The following is a 17550-nucleotide window of genomic DNA, read 5'->3' as shown; positions in this document are numbered from 1 at the left end:
GCCTGGGGCCCTGGGAAAAACCAAGGTTACTTCACGCTATACGTGATGGCTAGGTAGTAGAGGCCGCCCACGTTGGGGCCCCCGAGGTAGGTCACGTAGTAGTGGTTCAGCACGTTGCTGGCGCCGAGTTTGAAGCGCAGGTTGGGCGCGGGCACGGCGTAGGTGATTTGCGCGTCGAGCGAGTGGTAGGCCGGCACGTCGCCGTTCACCAGGAAGGTTTGCGAGTAGTAGTGCTGCTGCCAGCGGTAGTTGAGGCCGAAGCCGAAGTTGCCGAGGGCTTTTTCGTTGCCCAGGCTCAGGTTGTAGGCCCAGCGTGGGGTGTTGAAGCCGTCCTCCAGGCCGTCGCCGTTCTCGGTGCGGTCGAGGCGGGTGTAGGTGGTGTTGGCGCCCACGAGGTAGCCGCCGGCCACTTCGTAGCGCAGGCTCAGCGAGCCGCCGTAGTTGTACACCTGGCTCTGCGAATTCGTCCAGAGGCGGTAGCGGGCCTGGCCGGTGCGGGCGTTGAGGGCCGTGGCGATGGTGCCCAGGTCGGTGCCGGTATTTAGGGCCACGCCGGCGGTGGTTTGGGGCATGTAGGCTTCTACTTGAGCAATGAAGTCGCGGTACGAGTTGTAGTAGAAATCCACGTCGGCCTGCAGGCGGCCGCCGGGGCCCAGCGCGGCCTTGTAGCCCAGCTCCAGCGAGCGGATGTACTCGGGCTTGATGTACGTGTAGGGGTTCTTAACCAGCGTGTTCTGGTTGGCCAGAATGGCTGCGGCGCGCTTCTGGGCCGTGGTTTGCGCCGAGGGGTTGGCGTTGATGTTGGCCGTGACGGCCGCGTTGAAGGCGTCGATGCTCGTGCGCAGGTAGCTGTTCTCAAACACGCCGTCCGACATCACCCGCAGCCCGCCGATGCGCTTTACCTGCCCACTATTCACGTTGCTGAAGCCCTCGAACAGGCTCGGGAAGCGGTAGCCGCTCTGGTAGCTGAGGCGGAAGTTGTGGCGCTGCGTGGGCGAGTACACGGCCGTGAGCCGGGGGTTGAACTTGGCGGTGAAGTAGTCGTTTTTGTCCACTCGCAGCGTGGCCGTCAGGCGCAGCTTGTCCTCGAATAAGTGGGCCCCGGCCTGCACGAAGCCGCCGGTTTTGCTGTATACCAAGTCGCTAGTGAGCGGGTCCTGGCCCGGCGCGGGGTTGATGAAGTAGTTGCCGTCGGGCACCACGAGGTAGCTGCGGTGGTCGGCGCCGGCCAGCAGGTCGAGGCCCGCGGGCAAGGCCACGCCGCCGCGCCGCAGGGCCTCGGCGATGTTCACCTGGGCCTCGGCGTGGGCCAGGTTGGCGCGCACGCGCAGGGCCGCGCCCACGTCCCAGTTGTTGATGTTTTCCAGGTCTTTCAGCTTCTGGGCGAAGGCGGCGGTGCCGGGCTGGTAGCGGCCGGCGTCGGCGGCGGTGCGGGCGGTGGCCAGGGCCTGGGCCACGCCCTGGCCGCCGGTGGTGGCCGCGTTCCAGGCGCTGGTGAAGTCCTGGTTCCAGGCGGCGTCGGGCTTGTAGCTGCGGTCCAGGTTTTCGGCCGCCGAGCGCAGGTTGTAGCTCTGGCCCGTCGTCTCTTGCGTGAAGTAGGCGCGGGCCTGCACCACGGGGCCCGTGAGCTGCAAGGCGTGCTGCTGCAAGAGGTAGCCCTGCAGGCGGAAGCGGTTCGAGCGCTGGTACACGTTGTCGAAACTGGCCACCCGATAGGTGTAGCTCAGCTCTGATGCGGCGCCCAGCTTGCGGTGGATGGCCAGGTCGCCCTTCAGCGTGCGCAGGTCGTAGCTGGTCACGTCTTTTTCGTCGTAGCCGGTGCGGGCCACGGCGTACTGCTTGCCGCCGAGCGTGAGCGTGCTGCGGTCCGACGACTCGTTGCCGTAGCGGTTCACCTGGTCCTGGGCCGGGTTTTGGGCCCCAAACAGGCCGGTGGTGGCGTTGCCGTTGGGGTTCAGCTCGGTTTGGTCGTTGGCCACCCAGTTGTAGCCGCGCAGGTAAGTGCCGTTGATTTTAAAGGCCCATTTATCCGACAGCGCCTTGGCAAACCGCACGCTGGTTTCCGAGTACGCCTTGGCCCCCACGTTGGGGTCGCCGAGGTGGTTGACGCCCGTTTTTTGCAGCACGCTCAGCCCCTCGAAGCGGAACGGGTTGCGGGTGCTGAAGTTGGCCAGCCCGTTGATGGCGTTGAGCCCGTACAGGGCCGAGGCCGTGCCCGGCACCACTTCCACCGCCAGTATATCGAGGTCGCTGGGCCCCAGCACGTTGCCGATGGGGCCCCCAATGTGCGGCGCCTGGTTGTCGATGCCGTCCACGAGTTGGGCGAAGCGCACGTTGGTGGTGTTGGCGAAGCCCCGGGCATTAATGACCTTGAAGCCCAGGCTGGGCGTGAGTACCTGCACGCCCTTGAGGTACTCGATGGCGTCGAAAAACGACGGGGCCGGCGTGAGGCGCAGTGCCCGCGGGTTAATCTTCTCCACCGTCACCGGCGACTGCAAGATGCTCTCCTCCACCCGCGAGGCGGCCACCACCACCTCGCCCAAATCCACTTTCGCGGTGTCGCGCGGGGCCACCCGGCGCGGGGCCCCTTGGGCGGTGGCGGCGGGCGGCAGAAGCAGTTCGAAGGCTACGGCTGCGGCCGCTGCGCCTCGCAACGAGCGTAATTTATGCGCCATGCGAATTGGTAAAGGCTAATCCCAGAAGGTTATATTTTCACAAACATAACGCTTGGCAGCAGCAAAGGTTTAGCCCCCGCGTTAGGGCCCCAGGCATTCGTTCCCCTGGTTCAACGGCACAACGGCCAGCCGGCAGCCGGCAAATGCGGGCGGTCCGGGCTGCAAAGCGCGCCGCAGTCCGGGCAGTTTTACTCGGCCAGCCGCCGGGTTTCTTCGGCCAGGAAGGCTTGGAAGCGGGTTTGGACGCCCTGGAAGTCGGCCACTGCCTGGGACCCGGCGGACGTGAGCAGGGCCCCGCCGCCGCTTTTGCCGCCGGTTTGGGTGGCCACCAGCGGCGCCAGGGCCTGGGTGTTCATGGAGTGCACCAGGTCCCAGGCGCGCTTGTAGGACATGCCCATGGCCGCCGCCGCCCGCGAGATGGAACCCGTGGCCTGAATCTGGGCCAGCAATTCGAGCCGGCCAATGCCGAGGAACCGGTCGTGGGGCCCCTGCACCCACACGCGGCCTTCGAGGCGGTAGTCGGCGGGGGCGGGCAGCAGGTCTTTCATGGGCGCAATTTTACGCCGAAACTGCCCAGGCTGGCTACGCCACCGCCAGGGGAAGGAAGGCGTCGATGGCCGCCAGGGTTTCGTAGGGGGCCGTGAGCTGGGGGAAGTGGCCGGAAGCAGCAATGATGCGCAACTGGCTGTTGGGTAGTAGCTCGTGCAGGTAGCTGCCCACGGTCAAGGGGACTACCGCGTCGCAGGCCCCCTGCAAAATCAGGACGGGGGTGGCCAGCAGGGGCAAGTCGCGGCGGTGGTCGCTGAGGAAGGTGACGCGGGCAAAGTGCCGGGCCAGCTCGGGGTTGGTGGAGAGGAAGCTGTTGGTCAGCTCCGCAATCAGGTCGCGCTGGTCGGGCAGCACCGTGGCGGCCAGGGCCCCGGCCCAGCCGTGGTAGTTGTTTTCCATCGTGGCCAGCAGCTCGTCGATGTCGGCCTGCTCGAAGCCACCGCAGTAATCGTTGTCATTAATGAAGCGCGGCGATGGGGCCAGCAGCACCAGCCGGGCGAAGCGTGCCGGCTCCTTAATGGCGGCAAGCACCCCGATCATCGAACTGACCGAATGGCCCACGAACACCACGTCGCGGAGATCCAGCTCGCGCAGCACGTCGAGCAGGTCGTCGGCGTGGCCGTTGAGCGAGCCGTGGCGGTCGTAATCGTAGGCCGTGGGGTCCGACTGCCCGGCCCCCACTAGGTCGAAGCGTACCACCTGATAGTGTTTTTCAAAAGCTGGGGCCAATAGCCGCCAGGTGCTCTGGTCAGCACCCAGGCCGTGCGAAAAAACGATGGCCGGGGCTCCGTGGCCCGCGCCGGTTACCGTGGCGTGGCTGCGCCGCACAGCAGAGGTATCGACGGAATCAACCATGTTTGTTTTGACTTAGTACAGCCTGATATCAGCGTTATTGCCAACCCAACACCATCAAGTGCCGGGCGAAAGTGCTAATATAGGCGACTAAATATTTTCTCTCCCATATGTTTTATTATTGCATAGAAAATAGATTTCCCGGTAGGAGTAAATAAAATAGCGCATGCTCAAACAATGGCCTTGCCTGCGGGCGTATCGACGTTGCTGCCCAGCAGGGGCTTGATGCGCCCGATGATGTAGCGCAAGCCCTTGTCCTGGCTCCAGTAGTTCCAGGCCCAGGTGAAGGCCACGGCGATGCGGCTGCGGTAGTTCACCAGGGCCAGCACGTGCACCAGGCTCCAGGCCAGCCAGGCCAAAAAACCGCTCAGGTGCCACTCGCGGCCGAAGAATTTCACGTCGGCCACGGCCCGGTTGCGGCCGATGGTGGCCATGCTGCCCTTGTCGTCGTACCTGAAGGGCTGCATGAGCTCGCCGCCCAGCAGGCGGGCAATGTTGCGGCCCAGCAGGCGGCCCTGTTGCAGCGCGGGTTGCGCCACCTGGGGGTGGCCGCCGGGGTAGTCGTCGGTTTTCATCAGGGCGATGTCGCCGAGGGCAAACACGTTGTCGTAGCCCGCCACGCGGTTGTGCTCGTCCACGAGGTAGCGGTTGCCGGGCCCCAGGCACTCGGGCACCAGGCCGGCCACCGGGGCCCCGGTCACGCCCGCCGCCCAAATGAGGGTGCGCGTAATCAGCTGCTCGCCGGTGCTGAGGGTGGCCGTGTAGCCGTCGTACGACTTCACCCGCGCATCGAGCCACACCTGCACGCCCATGGATTTTAGGTCGGCCAGCGAGTGCGCCGAGGCCTCGGCCGACATGCCCTTGAGCAGCACCGGCCCGCTCTGCACCAAGTGGATGTCCATCTGCTTGAAGTCCAGCTCGCGGTAGTCCTGCGGAAACACGTGGGCGCGCAGCTCGCTCAGGGCCCCGGCCATTTCCACGCCCGTGGGGCCCCCGCCCACAATCACAAAATCGAGCAAGCTGTTGAGCTGCTCCTGGTCGCCGAGCTGCAAGGCTTGCTCGAAGTTGGCCAGCAGCGTGTTGCGCAGCTCCAGGGCGTCGCTCACGCTCTTCAGCGTGATGGCATTCTGCTCCATCACCGCGTCGCCAAAAAAGTTGCTGGTGGCCCCGGTGGCCAGCACCAGGTAGTCGTAGCGCAGCAGGCCGATGGTGGTTTCCACCACCTGGGCCGTGGCGTCGATGGACTGCACCTCGGCCAGCCGGAAGTAAAAGTTCTTCTGCTTGCCCAGCGCCTTGCGGAACGGGGCCACGATATTGTCGGGGGCGAGCCCGGCCGTGGCCACCTGGTAGAGCAGTGGTTGGAAGGCGTGGTAGTTGTGCTTATCGATGAGCACCACCTGCACCGCCACATTGGCCAGCGACTGGGCCAGCGCCAGGCCCCCAAAACCACCCCCCACGATGACCACCCGCGGCTGGCCTAAATCGTCAATTTTCGTCAGTCCATCCATGCCGTAAAGATTGCCAATGGGTGCGGCCTGGGGCCCCCAAAGCCGAACTCTTTCGGCGCCGGGCGGCGTTACAGCCGCACCACGCTGATTAATTGTGCTTGCTATGAAGGCTTTACTGTTTTTCTCATTTTTGGTTGGCGGCAATTGCGTGGCCCGCGCCGCCGGCCCGCCGGCTGCCGCGCCGGGGCCTACCACCGCCGCGGTAACGGTGGTGGTCACCGGATTGGTTTCCACCGAATCGGTGGTGCGGCTCAATTTCTACCACGACCCCGAATCTTTCCTCAAGCACGGCCAGCAGGCCTTTCGGCTGGAAGTGAAGCCCAACGGCCAGCACGAAATTTCGGTGCCCGTGGCCCTGGCCAAGGGCGATTGGGCCGTGGCCCTCACCCAAGACGTGAACAACAACGACAAGCTCGACAAGAACCTGCTGGGCATCCCCACCGAGCCCTACGCTTTTTCCAACAACGTGCGCCCCAAGCTCTCGGCCCCCAACTTTGAGCAGTGCAAGTTCCTGGCCGATGCCGACGGCAAGGTGGTCACCATCAAGCTGGTAGACTAGGGGCCTAGCGCCCCTGGGCCCGCCGCCGCACCTGCTCGGCGTAGTCCAGCGTCACCGGTTGGTAGGGAATGCCGATGGCCGCCCCGTTTTCCTCCACGGTGGTCGTAAAGCCGGCCTGCTTGCGGCGCTCGTTCACGTGGGCCGCGTCTTTGATGGGCCAGATGAACTTGATGGTTTCCGGGGCCCCGGTGGCTGGGTTGGGCACGGTGTAGCCCTTGCCCTGCGTGCCGTACAGCTGCTCCTGCCCGTCGTTCATCAACTGGCGGTCCAGCATCTGGGCGTAGCGGTGGAAGGGCAGCTCGCCCGTTTCGGTCGCCTTTTTCAGCAGCGGCAGGTACTGCGGAATTTGGTTAGAGTGCTGAATCACCCACCACACCGCCTCATTGGTGGGCGCGCCCACCAGCGACGTGCCCGGGTAGCCGTAGCGCCGCACGATGGCCGCCACCCGGCGCATGTCGGACGAGTCGGTGCGGAGCATGTTGGTGCGCAGGTAGTTTTCCAGCTCGCCTTTGGCCAGGTGCAGGGCCGCCTCGGTGGCCTCGGTTTTGCCAGGGCCCATGCCCGTCATCATGAGTTCGCGGTACCGCTGGTCCTGCACATAAATGCTGTCCAGCTCCCGCTTGAGGGGCAGGTTCAGCTTGGTTTGGGCGTGGGCGGGCGAAGCCAGCAGCAGGGCCAGCGGCAAAAGGTGCTTCATGCCAACAAGATAGCGCGGGGCCCCAACACGGTTGCACGCCTCAGCTCAGCCGCACCTGGCCGTCGCCGCGCACCAGCCACTTGTAGGTGGTAAGCTCCTCCAAGCCCATGGGGCCCCGGGCGTGCAGCTTCTGGGTGCTGATGCCAATTTCGGCCCCCAGCCCAAACTGGGCCCCGTCGGTGAAGGCGGTGGAGGCGTTGGCGTACACCGCGGCCGCGTCCACGCGCTGCAAAAACGTGTCGATGTGGGCGGCAGTTTCGGAAATGATGGCCTCGCTGTGGCGTGAGCCGTGCCGGGCAATGTGGGCCAGGGCCCCCGCCAGGTCGGGCACGGTTTTAATGGCCATACGCAGGGCCAAAAATTCGGTGCCGAAGTGCGCCTCGTCGGCCGGGGCCAGCAGGGCGGCGGGGTAGTGGCCGGCCAGGGCCCCCAGGGCGGGCGCGTCGGCAAATATTTCCACCCCGGCCGCGGCCAGCGGCGCCGCCAGCACTGGCAAGTCGGCCAGCCGGCTGGCGTGGATGAGCAGGCAGTCGAGCGAGTTGCAGACGCTCACGCGGCGGGTTTTGGCGTTGGCGATGATGGCCGCGCCCTTGGCCAGGTCGCCGCTGGCGTCGAAGTAGGTGTGCACCACGCCCGCCCCGGTTTCGATGACGGGCACCTTGGCGTGCTGGCGCACGTAGTCAATCAGTCCCTGGCTGCCCCGCGGAATCACCACGTCCACGAAGCCCACGGCCCCGAGCAGGGCCTCGGTGGCGGCGCGCTCGGGCGGCAGCAGCGTGGCCACCGCCCGCGGCAAGCCGTGGCGCTCCAGCACGGGGCCCGCCACGGCCAGCGCCGCCGCGTTGGAATACGCCGCGTCGGAGCCGCCCTTCAGCAGGCAGGCGTTGCCGGTTTTCAGGCACAATGCCAGGCTGTCGAACGTCACGTTGGGCCGGGCCTCATATATAATGCCGACCACCCCCAGCGGCACGCGCACCTTGCGCAAATGCAAGCCGTTGGGCAAGGTCTTATCGCTGAGCGCCTGGCCGAGCGGCGAGGGCAAAGCGGCCACGTTCTCCAAATCGGTGGCGATGCCGGCCAGGCGCTCGGCGGTGAGGCGCAGGCGGTCGTGGTTCGGGTTGGCCTCGGGCATGCGGGCCAGGTCGCGGGCATTTTCGGCCAGCAAAAACGGCGTTTCCGTGCGCACGGCGGCGGCCAGCTCGCGCAGCAGCGCGTCTGTGGCAGCGGGCGCCAGGGCCCCCAGCGCGTAGCTGGCCTGCTGGGTGGCAGTGAAAAGGGCGGCGTAGTCGGTGGCGGTGGCAGTGGTCATGGGCGGCGGGGCAAGCGTTCTGCAAAGAACGGCCCGGGCCGCCGGCTTTGCACTGGGGCCCCGGTAGCCGCCCGGTAACCGCCCAGGCGCGGCCAGTGGACCCCAGTGGAGGTGTCTAGCGGAGTGATTTGAATGGCATAGCTTTGCCAAATGAAAGCACGCCTGACCCTTGCGGACGTTCACCGGCGGCACGGTCAAGATTCTGCGGCCGCTGGGCAGGTTTTGGTGTACCGCTTGGAGGACGCGGCGCGGCCCGTCTCGTTCCCGCACCAGCGGCGGGACTTCTACAAAATAAAGCTGCTGTGCAGCGTGCAGGGCATCCTGGGCTACGCCGACCAGCAAGTGTCGGTGCAGGACTGCGCCCTGATTCTGGCCAATCCCTTGGTTGCTTTTTCCTGGGAGCGGCTGGCCGGCCACGAAACGGGCTTCGCCTTCTTGTTCACGGAGGAGTTCTTGCCGCCAGCGCTGCGCCCTGATGGCGTGGCCGGCTCGCCGCTGTTCCGGGTGGGGGGCAGCCCGGTGCTATTTCCCGGGCCCGAGGAGGTGCGCCGGCTCAGCAGCCTCTTTACGCAACTGCTGGCAGAAGCACAGTCGTCTTATATGAACAAGAACGAGCTGCTGCGCAACTACTTGCAAATTATTCTGCACGAATCGCTCAAGCTGGCGCCGGCCGTGCCTTTCCTCCAGCCGGGCACGTCCGCCGCTCGCCTCAGCGCGCTGTTCCTGGACCTGCTGGACCGGCAGTTTCCCATCCCTTCGCCGCAGCACACGCTGCCGCTCAAAAACGCGAACGAGTTTGCCCAGCAGTTGGCTGTGCACACCAACCACCTCAACAAGGCGCTGAAAGACGTGACGGGCAAAACCACCACGGCGCACATCGCCGAAAAAGTAGCCGCCGAAGCCAAGGCGCTCCTGCGCCACAGCGACTGGACCCTGGCGGAAATAGGCTACTGCTTGGGCTTCGGACACGCGCCCAATTTCAACAGCTTCTTCAAAAAGCAAACCGGGCAATCGCCCAATCAGTACCGCCGGCAGCCCGCAGTGGTTTCATAAGTTTTGGATTGATTCGCATAGCATTGCCCCGCCGCCCGCCGCGACCTTTGCCTTCCTCAACCACTCAGTTAAAAGGCAAGGCCATGGAAAACGGAATAACGGGCAAGGTCGTCGCCATCACGGGGGCCAGCAGCGGCATCGGCGAAGCCACGGCGCTGCTACTCGCCGCTCAAGGGGCGAAAGTGGTGCTTGGCGCCCGGGGCCCCGAGCGCTTGGCGGCGCTGGCGGCCCGTATCGCGGCGGCGGGCGGCGAGGTCGCCTACGCCCCCACCGATGTGCGGCAGCGCGCCGATGTGGACAACCTCGTCCAGCTGGCCACAAGCCGGTATGGCCAGCTAGACGTGCTTATCAGCAACGCTGGCGTGATGCCGATTTCGCCCCTGGACGACCTGCGCGTGGCGGACTGGGAGGACATGGTGGACGTCAACCTCAAGGGTGTGCTGTACGGCATTGCCGCCGCGCTGCCCCTTTTTCGCCGGCAAGGGTTCGGGCATTTCGTCAATACGGCGTCCACCGCCGCGCACAAAACGGTGCCGAACCAGGCGGTTTACTCCGCCACGAAATTTGCCGTGCGGGCCCTGTCCGAGGGCCTGCGCCAAGAGGCCGGCGCGCACCTGCGCGTCACCGTTATTTCCCCCGGCTTCGTGCACACGAACTTCGCGGACGGGGTGACTAACCCGGAAGTGAAAGCGCAGCTCGAAGCCGCCCGCGACGCCATGGCGCTGCCGCCTGAGGCCATTGCCCGTGCCATTGCCTTTGCCATCGCGCAACCGGCCGGCGTGGACGTGGGCGAAATCATCGTCCGGCCCACGGCGCAGGGCTAGCGGTGGGGCCCCTGCGGCCCCTAAAAGCTGTTTGAATCAATAAGGCCGTCATACTCATCTAGCGTCCGCGCAGCCGAAGCATTTCTACTGCTCAACTATTCCAATTGATTGGTTCACTGCTGCGGGAGAGATGCTTCGGCTGCGCGGACGCTAGATGAGCATGGCGTCCTTATTGATTTTTAACTAACTCAAACCACCCTAAGCATCGGGGTTCAGGAACAGGTAATCGTAGTGCACCAGGGCGCGTTGGTGTTGCTGGCCCAGCCACTCCAGGGCCTTGTCGGCGCCGTATTCGGCGATGCCCAGGGCGAAGGGCTGGCCGGTGGCGTCGTCCGTTATGCGCACGATGTCGCCCTTCTGGAACGTGCCCTCGATGGCCACCACGCCCACCGGCAGCAGGCTGCTGGCGTGGCCGGCGGCAGTGAGGGCGGCCCGGGCCCCGGCGTTCACGCGCACCACGGCCTGGGCCGCGGCCTGGGCGTGGGCCAGCCATTTCTTCTTGCCCGAGGCCGCTTTGCCCGGCCGGAACCAGGTGTTGACGGCGGTTTCGGCTAGCAAGGCGGGCAAAATGCCGGCGGTTTTGCCGTTGGCGATGTGCACGCTGATGCCCAGCTTGGCCACTTTGTGCGCCATATGGCACTTGGTGAGCATGCCGCCGCGCCCAAACTGCGAGCGTTGCGTGGTCACAAAATCGGCGAAGCCCGTGGCCCCCGGCGCAATTTCCCGGATGACCTGCGAGCCCGGGGCCGCCGGGTCGCCGTCGAAAATGCCGTCCACGTTGCTGAGGATAATGAGCGCGTCGGCGTTGAGCTGCGCGGCGATGAGGCCGGCCAGCTCGTCGTTGTCTGTGAACATCAGTTCCGTGACGGCCACTACGTCGTTCTCGTTCACGATGGGCACCACTTGCTGCTGGAGCAGCTCCAGGAAGCAGTTCTGCATGTTCTGGTAGTGCTGGCGGTCGCGGAAATCTTCCTTCGTCACCAGCACTTGGGCCCCCAGCAGGCCGTGGGTAGCCAAGCGCTCGGCGTAGAGGCCCAGCAGCTTCACCTGGCCCAGGGCAGCCAGCACCTGGCGGCTGCGCACGGCATCGGTCTTAGGCGGCAGGGTGAGCAGGCTGCGCCCCGCGGCCACGGCCCCCGACGATACTACGATGACTTCCAGTCCGTTGGCGTGCAGCGCGGCTACCTGCGCCACCAGCTTGGTAAGGCGGTCGAGGTCGGGCAGGCCGTTGGGCTGGGTGAGGACGTTGGAACCGATTTTGACGACGAGGCGGCGGTAGGGCAGGGGCATGGGGGCAAAAATACCGGCCCGGCCCGCAGTTTAGCCCCCCGCCCGAAACGGATGGGCCCCCGCCGCCAGGCGCTCGGCCAGCTGCACGGCGCGGCGGGCGCGGGTTTCGGCCGCCTTGGCGGTTGCCACGTGGCGGGCCATGGCGCGCTTATGCGAACCGCTGTGGGCGTGGAACGCCGCCTCGGCTTCGGGCCAGGCCCCCAAGGCTTCGGCCAGCTCATCGGGCAAGTTGATGTGGTCCGGGGCGGGGTCGGGCGCCAGGGTAAGGGCGACTTCCTGGCCGATTTTTAGGCCCAGCCGTGCGCACAACTCCTTGCGCAGCAGCAGGTAGCGCCCGCCGCCTTCCTGCGGGAGTAGCCCCAGCCGCTCGGCGTGGCCGCCAATGGTGCACACCACGCGCTTCGTGCCAGGGCCCAAAGCGGCGCGCACGGCTTCGGGCACCACCACAATTTGGGTGGGCATGAAGCTAGGGCCCCCGGCCTCCAGCACGGCGCAAAACGAAACCGCGGCGGACATGGCAACAAAAAAAGGCGCTGCTAAAAATAGCAGCGCCTTTTCGAAAGTGGAGGGCGGGGCCCCAGGAGGTGGCACAACTAGAGAACTGTCATTCCGACGAAGGAGGAATCTGAGAATTGCCCTTGCCTGGTTTTACTCAGATTCCTCCTTCGTCGGAATGACAACCCGTTATTTATAACCTATTACACAGCGGCCGGCGCCAGGGCCCGCAGCTGCTTGTTGATGAAGTCCACTTCCTCAAACGAGAGCTGCACGTCGATGGCCTTGGCGTTTTGCACGGCCTGCTCGGGGTTGCGGGCCCCCACCAGCGCCACCGTGATGCCGGGCTGCGCCAGCGTCCAGCGCAGCACGAGCTGGCCCAGGGTGGCGCCTTTGGTTTCGGCCAGGGGCCGGATTTTGTTCAAAAACTCGTTCACGCGGGTCACGCTTTCGGGCTTGAACAGCTTGTTGGTGCTGCGCAGGTCGCTGGCGTCGAAGTGCTGGCCGGGCTTCATCTTGCCCGTCAGTAAGCCTAGCTGCAAGGGGCTGTACACCAGGATGCCTTTGTTGTTGGCCTGGCAATACGGTACCACGTCTTTCTCAATATCGCGCCGCAACATGCTGTACGGCACCTGGTTGGAAGCCAGCTTGATGGTCTTTTCGGCTTCTTCCATTTGCGCCACCGAGTAGTTGCTTACGCCCGCGGCGCGCACCTTGCCCTGCTCGATGAGGCGCTGCACGGCTTCCATCGTTTCGTCAATCGGCGTGGTGGTGTCAGGCCAATGCTGCTGGTAGAGGTCAATGTAGTCGGTGCCCAGGCGCTGGAGGCTGTCCTCGCACTCCTTGATGATGCTGGCGCGGCTGGCGTACTTGTACACGTCCAGGTCGTGGCCTTCGTTATCCTTGGTTTTCATGGCGAAGTCGCCCTTGGCCAGGTCCCAGCGCATGCCGAACTTGGTGAGCACTTGCACCTTGTCGCGCGGCAGGCTCTTGATGGCCTCGCCCACAATCTGCTCGCTCAGGCCCTGCCCGTAGATGGGGGCCGTGTCGATGCTGGTCACCCCCAGCTCGTAGCTGGCGTGGATGGCGCCCACGGCGTCGTTCTGCTCGGTGCCGCCCCACATCCAGCCGCCGGCCGCCCAGCTGCCAAACGTGATGCGCGAAACCTTGACGCCCGAGGCGCCTAACTCTTGAAATTCCATATATTAAGATGCGGTTGGTTAGCAATGCAAGGGCCCGGGGCCCCGTTCGTCTTACCCGCCGCCGGCCCAAAACGTTGCCTGGCGGCGGGGCGCCGGGGGCGCGGGCGTGAACATTCGAGGGCCCCTGGCTTGTTATCGGCCAATGCACCGGCTGGGGGCCCAAGCCGCCGCCGGTTTTTTTCACCCCCGTAATTATTTTTTCTGATGAAAGTTGAAATCTGGTCCGACGTCGTGTGCCCGTTCTGTTACATCGGCAAGCGCCGCTTTGAGGAGTGCCTCCGGCAATTTGGCCACCCCGAGGCGGTGGAAGTGACGTGGCGCAGCTTCCAGCTAACGCCCGATTTCCAGCCCGTGCCCGGCCAAAACATCCACGACTCGCTGGCCGCCAAAAAAGGCGTTTCGCCCGCCGAAGGCCGCCGCATGAACGACCACATGGCCGGCATCGCCCGCGAAGTGGGCCTGGCCTACGACTTTGAGCACGCCGTGCCCGCCAACACGTTTCTGGCCCACCAGCTCGTGCACCTGGGGGCCCACCACGGCCGCCAGGACGCCACCAAGGAGCGCCTCATGGCCGCCTACTACACCCAGGGCCGCGACCTGAACGACGTGGAAACCCTGGTGCAGCTGGGCACCGAAGTGGGCCTTGACGCCACTGAAATCCGCCAGGCGCTGGCCGCCGGCACCTACGCCGAAGCCGTGCGCTACGACGAGTACCAGGCCCAGCAAATTGGGGTGCAGGGCGTGCCCTTCTTCGTGTTCGAGGACAAATACGCCGTGTCGGGGGCCCAGCCGGCCGAGCTGTTTGCCGAAGTATTGGGCAAGGTGTGGGACGAGGCCCAGGCCGCCAAGCCCCAGCTGGTGGCCGTGGCGGGCCAAATCGATGGCCCCGCCTGCGGCCCCGACGGCTGCGACTAAGGGAGCTAAAAGCTAATAAAAACGGTCATGCTGAGCTTATCGAAGCATCTCTCCCGCGTTGCTGAACGATTGAATTAGTGAGTGAGAGAGATGTTTCGACAAGCTCAGTATGACGGTCTGACGACTTATTAAAGCAGCCCCATAAGCATTAGCGCTGCGCCAAAACAACGGGCCTTGCCAACACTGGCGGGGCCCGTTTGGCGTTGGGGCCCCGGGGGGTAGGAGCCGCGGCTTCACCCCGCCAACACCTGGCTGGGGCCCCTGCGCGGGGCCAGCGGCCCGTTTCCTCACTAGCTTTCCCGCATGAACGCATATTTTTCCCGGAATTGGGCACTGGCGCTGCTCGCGGGCGGGGGCCTGCTGGCACTGGGGGCCGCCCGGCCCCGCCCGGTCGACGAGAGCCTCCTCCAGCGGCTGGCCCGCCAGGTGAGCGAGTACTACGCCACCGTACTGCCCGAAAAAGCCTACCTCCACCTCGACAAGCCCGTGTACGCCACCGGCGAAACCATCTGGTTCAGCGCCTATATAGTGGATGGGCTGCGCCACCAGGCCGACTCGCTAAGCAAAGTGCTGTACGTCGATCTGGTATCGGCCGAGCAGAAAATTGTGGCCCAGCGCACCCTGCGCCTGGACGGCGGCCGCGCCTACGGCGACCTCGACGTGGCCGATACGCTGGCCGCCGGCACCTACGAGCTGCGCGCCTACACCAACTGGATGCGCAACGCCGGCGACGACTTAGTGTACCGCCGCCGCTTGCAGGTGTGGGCCGCCTCGCCCTACACCGCTACTACCCCGCCGCCGCTCGCCGTGCGCCGTCCCGCCGCCGGCACCCCCGTGCTGCCCGCCGGCCGGCCCGACGTGCAGTTCTTTCCCGAGGGTGGGGCCCTGGTGGCCGGCCTGCCCGCCGTGGTGGCCCTCAAAGCCGTGGACGTGAACGGCCGCGGCGTCGACGTCAAAGCTCAAATAGTTGACGACCGCAACGCGGCCGTGGTGCCTCCCTTCGGCACCACGCACCTGGGCATGGGGCACTTCGCCCTCACCCCGGTCGCCGGCCAGCACTACCGCGCCCGCGTGGCCCTGCCCGGCGGCACCACTGCTGACTACGCCCTGCCCGCGGTGCAGCCAGCGGCTACGCCCTGCACGTAACCGACGCCGGTACCGACTACGCGGTGGAGGCCCGCTACCAGGGCCCCGCCGGGGCCCCCGTGCCCGGCCCGGTGATGCTGCTGACGGAAGTGCGCGGCTTCCTGGTGTACATGGCCCCGCGGCCCATCGGCGCGGCCCCCGCCACCTGGAAGGTGTCGAAGGCGCGCTACCCCAACGGCATCCTGCACCTTACGCTGGTCGATGCCCAGGGCACACCGCAGGCCGAGCGCCTGGCCTTTGTGCAGAACGGAGCGGCCACCGTGCCCGCCGCCCTCACCCCCGACAAAACCAGTTCTTACGGCCTGCGGGCCCCAGTACAGATGAAGGTGCGCCTGGCCGATGCCGCCGGCCAGCCGTTGGCCGCCGCCCGCCTGTCGGTGTCGGTGGTGGAAGCGGGCCTTGCGGGCCTCGACCCCACCGCCGAAACCGTTGCCTCGAACCTGCTGCTGACCTCCGATCTGGCCGGCTACGTGGAGGGCCCCGGCTACTACTTCCAAAACCCCACCGCCGAAACCGCCCGCGCCCTCGACGACCTGCTGCTAACCCAAGGCTGGCGGCGCTTTGTGTGGAAAAACGTGGTGAGCGGCCAGGCCCCCTACCTCGAATACCCCGCCGACCAGGCCCTGGCCCTGGGCGGGCAGGTGCTGAGCGAGCACGGCTACCGCCCCATCCCCAACAGCCAACTCACCTTCATTCAAACCCGGCCCATCCGGCAGGTCACCACGGGCGTGACCAACGCCGCCGGCCGCTTCCGCTTCGTGGGCTTCGATGGGCGCGACACGGCCATCGTGACCTTGCAGGCCCGGCGCGCGCAGGGCGGCTCCAACGTGGTCATCCGGCCCGATACGGGGCCCTCGGTGGAAAACCTGCGGCTGCCGCCGCTGCCCACCCCGCCGGGCCCCATCGCCGATTTTGTGAAGCGCAGCCGCCAGCAGCAGGCCGACGAGCACGAAATGGACCCCTCGCGGCACCCGGTGGGCATGGTAACGCGCAACATTTTGCTTGATAACGTGGCCGTGACGGCCAAGCGCGTGGCCGTGCCGCCCGACGACCCCCGCCGCCTCTACGGGGCCACCGGCGGCACCGTGATTGATTTCGCCAGCAACCCCACGGCGCAGTCGGGCCTGAGCGTTTTCCAGGTGCTGCAAGGGCGCGTGGCCGGCCTCACCATCAGCGGCAGCCCGCCCAACATGTCCATTCAAATCCGCAACCAGGGCACGCCGCAGTTCATCCTCGATGGTGCGCGGGTCGACGCCGACGTTATTAACACCCTCGTCTCGACCGATATCCAGTCGGTAGAAGTTTTCAAGGGCAACGAAGCCGCCATATTCGGCGGTAGCGGCGGCGTTATCGCCATCTACACCAAGCGCGCCGACCCCAAGTACAAGGGCGCCGACAAGGGCCCCGCCCCGGGCATCGCCACCGTGAAGCTGCCCGGCTACTACCAGGCCCGCGAGTTCTACGCGCCGCGCTACGGGGCCCCCACGCTCACCGCCCCGGGCCCCGACCCGCGCCGCACGTCCCTCTACTGGAACCCCACAGTGCGCACCAACGCCGCCGGCGAGGCCGCCCTCACCTTCTTCACCGGCGATGTGAGCGGCACGTTCCGCACCACCGTCGAGGGCATCACGGCCAACGGCCAGCCCGTGCGCGGCACCGTCACCGTCACGGTGCAAGGCAAGTAGCCCGCCCTGGGGCAAAGAAGCCGGCCGCATATGCGCCGGGCCGTTCTTTTTGGGGCCCCAGGGCCGAAAGTTATTTCTTCGCGCCGGGCTTCACAGCGGCGTTTTTGCCCATGGCCTGGGGCAGGCCGCTGGCCGTGGCCGTGCCCTGGCGCGAGGCCTTAACAGTGGAACTGGAGCGTGAAGCCCGGTTGGCGCCCGTGGCGGGGGCCGTGTTCACTTTCTGGCCGGGCTTCACGCCGGCGTTCACCGGGCCGTTGGGCGCGGCCGTCACGGGGTCGCCCACCACGGGCTTGTGGTTGGTAGGGCCCGACTGGGCCTGGGCGGTGGTAATACCAGCCGCCAGGGCAGCCAGGAAAAGGAGCTTTTTCATAAAAATAAAGGAAGGGAAAGCGTAGGCCATAACAACACTTCCCGCGCCGTTTCGTCCCGCCCCGCATCAAGTTTTTTCCAGGTTTAATCCTACTGTTTAGCTTCGGTTAGCAGTGAGTAGCAATGGTGAGGGGTGACAATAAAAATCCCGGTTCGGTAACCACCAAGCCGGGATTCATCAGTTTTTCAAGCGCCAGAAACCTAGCTGGCCTTATTAAAAACAGCCGCTTCCAGCCGCTGGAAACGTGCTCCATAGGCAGTGAGGATGGGGAGTAGCGCATCTGGGCCCTTTGCTTATCGGTGCGGGTGCCTTGTTGCTCGGTGTGCCGGTCCATGCGGTGCAGTATGTCCGCCAATAGGGCCTCAATTCGCCCAGAAAGCTCGTTGTAATCCATAAGTTATAGCTTTTATGCAAGGTAGCA

At 65.7% G+C, this 17550-nt stretch carries 17 protein-coding genes; 6 read left to right on the top strand and 11 right to left on the bottom strand.

Annotated features, from left to right (window positions below; translation table 11 throughout):
* Positions 1–26: 26 nt before the first annotated feature.
* From BEN49_RS08500 to BEN49_RS08485, 4 genes are all read right to left on the bottom strand, one after another.
* Entirely contained in the window at positions 27–2675 is a 2649-nt protein-coding gene (locus BEN49_RS08500; protein WP_204376074.1) for a TonB-dependent receptor, read from the bottom strand.
* Positions 2676–2863: 188 nt separating this feature from the next.
* Entirely contained in the window at positions 2864–3223 is a 360-nt protein-coding gene (locus tag BEN49_RS08495; protein WP_070742602.1) for a winged helix-turn-helix domain-containing protein, read from the bottom strand.
* A 34-nt stretch (positions 3224–3257) separates the two neighbouring features.
* A complete protein-coding gene (locus BEN49_RS08490) occupies positions 3258–4079 on the bottom strand; it encodes an alpha/beta fold hydrolase (RefSeq protein WP_070742601.1) in 822 nt (273 codons plus the stop codon).
* 167 nt (positions 4080–4246) lie between these two features.
* Entirely contained in the window at positions 4247–5584 is a 1338-nt protein-coding gene (locus BEN49_RS08485; RefSeq protein ID WP_070742600.1) for an NAD(P)/FAD-dependent oxidoreductase, read from the bottom strand.
* A 103-nt stretch (positions 5585–5687) separates the two neighbouring features.
* Here BEN49_RS08485 and BEN49_RS08480 point away from each other — a divergent pair, with 103 nt between their 5' ends.
* Positions 5688–6143 carry a DUF2141 domain-containing protein gene (locus BEN49_RS08480; RefSeq protein WP_070742599.1) on the top strand — a complete coding sequence of 152 codons (456 nt, stop codon included), beginning with the start codon at positions 5688–5690 and terminating at the stop codon, positions 6141–6143.
* Between the two features lie 4 nt (positions 6144–6147).
* Here the strand turns inward: BEN49_RS08480 and BEN49_RS08475 are convergent, their stop codons facing one another.
* Both BEN49_RS08475 and BEN49_RS08470 read right to left on the bottom strand, forming a co-directional pair.
* On the bottom strand, positions 6148–6840 hold the full coding sequence (locus BEN49_RS08475; protein WP_070742598.1) for a DUF6624 domain-containing protein: 693 nt from the start codon (positions 6838–6840) through the stop codon (positions 6148–6150).
* 40 nt (positions 6841–6880) lie between these two features.
* Positions 6881–8149: a glutamate-5-semialdehyde dehydrogenase gene (locus tag BEN49_RS08470; RefSeq protein ID WP_070742597.1), complete on the bottom strand. Its 1269-nt coding sequence runs from the start codon at positions 8147–8149 to the stop codon at positions 6881–6883.
* A gap of 150 nt (positions 8150–8299) precedes the next feature.
* Here BEN49_RS08470 and BEN49_RS08465 point away from each other — a divergent pair, with 150 nt between their 5' ends.
* Together BEN49_RS08465 and BEN49_RS08460 are read left to right on the top strand one after the other, a co-directional pair.
* Positions 8300–9202: a helix-turn-helix domain-containing protein gene (locus BEN49_RS08465; protein WP_070742596.1), complete on the top strand. Its 903-nt coding sequence runs from the start codon at positions 8300–8302 to the stop codon at positions 9200–9202.
* Positions 9203–9285: 83 nt separating this feature from the next.
* The gene (locus BEN49_RS08460; RefSeq protein WP_070742595.1) at positions 9286–10026 is read left to right on the top strand and encodes an SDR family oxidoreductase; all 741 of its coding nucleotides are present in this window, start codon (positions 9286–9288) and stop codon (positions 10024–10026) included.
* A 198-nt stretch (positions 10027–10224) separates the two neighbouring features.
* Here BEN49_RS08460 and proB read toward each other — a convergent pair whose 3' ends face one another.
* The 3 genes from proB to BEN49_RS08445 all read right to left on the bottom strand — a co-directional run bounded on the left by proB (position 10225) and on the right by BEN49_RS08445 (position 13013).
* Positions 10225–11316 carry a glutamate 5-kinase gene (proB, locus tag BEN49_RS08455; RefSeq protein WP_070742594.1) on the bottom strand — a complete coding sequence of 364 codons (1092 nt, stop codon included), beginning with the start codon at positions 11314–11316 and terminating at the stop codon, positions 10225–10227.
* Positions 11317–11346: 30 nt separating this feature from the next.
* Positions 11347–11832, bottom strand: coding sequence for a YdeI/OmpD-associated family protein (locus tag BEN49_RS08450; protein WP_070742593.1), 486 nt, complete (start codon positions 11830–11832; stop codon positions 11347–11349).
* Positions 11833–12014: 182 nt separating this feature from the next.
* A complete protein-coding gene (locus BEN49_RS08445) occupies positions 12015–13013 on the bottom strand; it encodes an aldo/keto reductase (RefSeq protein ID WP_070742592.1) in 999 nt (332 codons plus the stop codon).
* A gap of 204 nt (positions 13014–13217) precedes the next feature.
* Between BEN49_RS08445 and BEN49_RS08440 the strand changes: the two genes are divergently transcribed.
* From BEN49_RS08440 to BEN49_RS08430, 3 genes are all read left to right on the top strand, one after another.
* Positions 13218–13928: a DsbA family oxidoreductase gene (locus tag BEN49_RS08440; protein ID WP_070742591.1), complete on the top strand. Its 711-nt coding sequence runs from the start codon at positions 13218–13220 to the stop codon at positions 13926–13928.
* Between the two features lie 303 nt (positions 13929–14231).
* Positions 14232–15074 (top strand): hypothetical protein, encoded by an 843-nt coding sequence (locus BEN49_RS08435; protein WP_070742590.1) that lies wholly within the window; start codon positions 14232–14234, stop codon positions 15072–15074.
* Positions 15075–15097: 23 nt separating this feature from the next.
* Positions 15098–16759: a TonB-dependent receptor gene (locus BEN49_RS08430; RefSeq protein WP_070742589.1), complete on the top strand. Its 1662-nt coding sequence runs from the start codon at positions 15098–15100 to the stop codon at positions 16757–16759.
* Between the two features lie 70 nt (positions 16760–16829).
* On the opposite strand, the gene BEN49_RS08425 is transcribed toward BEN49_RS08430, so the two are convergent.
* Together BEN49_RS08425 and BEN49_RS08420 are read right to left on the bottom strand one after the other, a co-directional pair.
* Positions 16830–17129 (bottom strand): hypothetical protein, encoded by a 300-nt coding sequence (locus BEN49_RS08425; protein WP_070742588.1) that lies wholly within the window; start codon positions 17127–17129, stop codon positions 16830–16832.
* Between the two features lie 106 nt (positions 17130–17235).
* Complete coding sequence (locus BEN49_RS08420) at positions 17236–17523, bottom strand: hypothetical protein (RefSeq protein WP_070742587.1); 288 nt, start codon at positions 17521–17523, stop codon at positions 17236–17238.
* Positions 17524–17550: the final 27 nt, after the last annotated feature.

This window comes from Hymenobacter coccineus (genome assembly GCF_001816125.1).
GTDB classification, from domain to species: Bacteria; Bacteroidota; Bacteroidia; order Cytophagales; family Hymenobacteraceae; genus Hymenobacter; species Hymenobacter coccineus.
The sequence above is the reverse complement of the archived record's forward strand: the minus strand, read 5'-3'. Positions and strand labels throughout refer to the sequence as shown.

Coding starts and splice junctions, on each gene's coding strand:
- BEN49_RS08500 (WP_204376074.1), bottom strand. CDS start 2,675: ATGGCGCATAAATTACGCTCGTTGCGAGGCGCAGCGGCCGCAGCCGTA.
- BEN49_RS08495 (WP_070742602.1), bottom strand. CDS start 3,223: ATGAAAGACCTGCTGCCCGCCCCCGCCGACTACCGCCTCGAAGGCCGC.
- BEN49_RS08490 (WP_070742601.1), bottom strand. CDS start 4,079: ATGGTTGATTCCGTCGATACCTCTGCTGTGCGGCGCAGCCACGCCACG.
- BEN49_RS08485 (WP_070742600.1), bottom strand. CDS start 5,584: ATGGATGGACTGACGAAAATTGACGATTTAGGCCAGCCGCGGGTGGTC.
- BEN49_RS08480 (WP_070742599.1), top strand. CDS start 5,688: ATGAAGGCTTTACTGTTTTTCTCATTTTTGGTTGGCGGCAATTGCGTG.
- BEN49_RS08475 (WP_070742598.1), bottom strand. CDS start 6,840: ATGAAGCACCTTTTGCCGCTGGCCCTGCTGCTGGCTTCGCCCGCCCAC.
- BEN49_RS08470 (WP_070742597.1), bottom strand. CDS start 8,149: ATGACCACTGCCACCGCCACCGACTACGCCGCCCTTTTCACTGCCACC.
- BEN49_RS08465 (WP_070742596.1), top strand. CDS start 8,300: ATGAAAGCACGCCTGACCCTTGCGGACGTTCACCGGCGGCACGGTCAA.
- BEN49_RS08460 (WP_070742595.1), top strand. CDS start 9,286: ATGGAAAACGGAATAACGGGCAAGGTCGTCGCCATCACGGGGGCCAGC.
- proB (WP_070742594.1), bottom strand. CDS start 11,316: ATGCCCCTGCCCTACCGCCGCCTCGTCGTCAAAATCGGTTCCAACGTC.
- BEN49_RS08450 (WP_070742593.1), bottom strand. CDS start 11,832: ATGTCCGCCGCGGTTTCGTTTTGCGCCGTGCTGGAGGCCGGGGGCCCT.
- BEN49_RS08445 (WP_070742592.1), bottom strand. CDS start 13,013: ATGGAATTTCAAGAGTTAGGCGCCTCGGGCGTCAAGGTTTCGCGCATC.
- BEN49_RS08440 (WP_070742591.1), top strand. CDS start 13,218: ATGAAAGTTGAAATCTGGTCCGACGTCGTGTGCCCGTTCTGTTACATC.
- BEN49_RS08435 (WP_070742590.1), top strand. CDS start 14,232: ATGAACGCATATTTTTCCCGGAATTGGGCACTGGCGCTGCTCGCGGGC.
- BEN49_RS08425 (WP_070742588.1), bottom strand. CDS start 17,129: ATGAAAAAGCTCCTTTTCCTGGCTGCCCTGGCGGCTGGTATTACCACC.
- BEN49_RS08420 (WP_070742587.1), bottom strand. CDS start 17,523: ATGGATTACAACGAGCTTTCTGGGCGAATTGAGGCCCTATTGGCGGAC.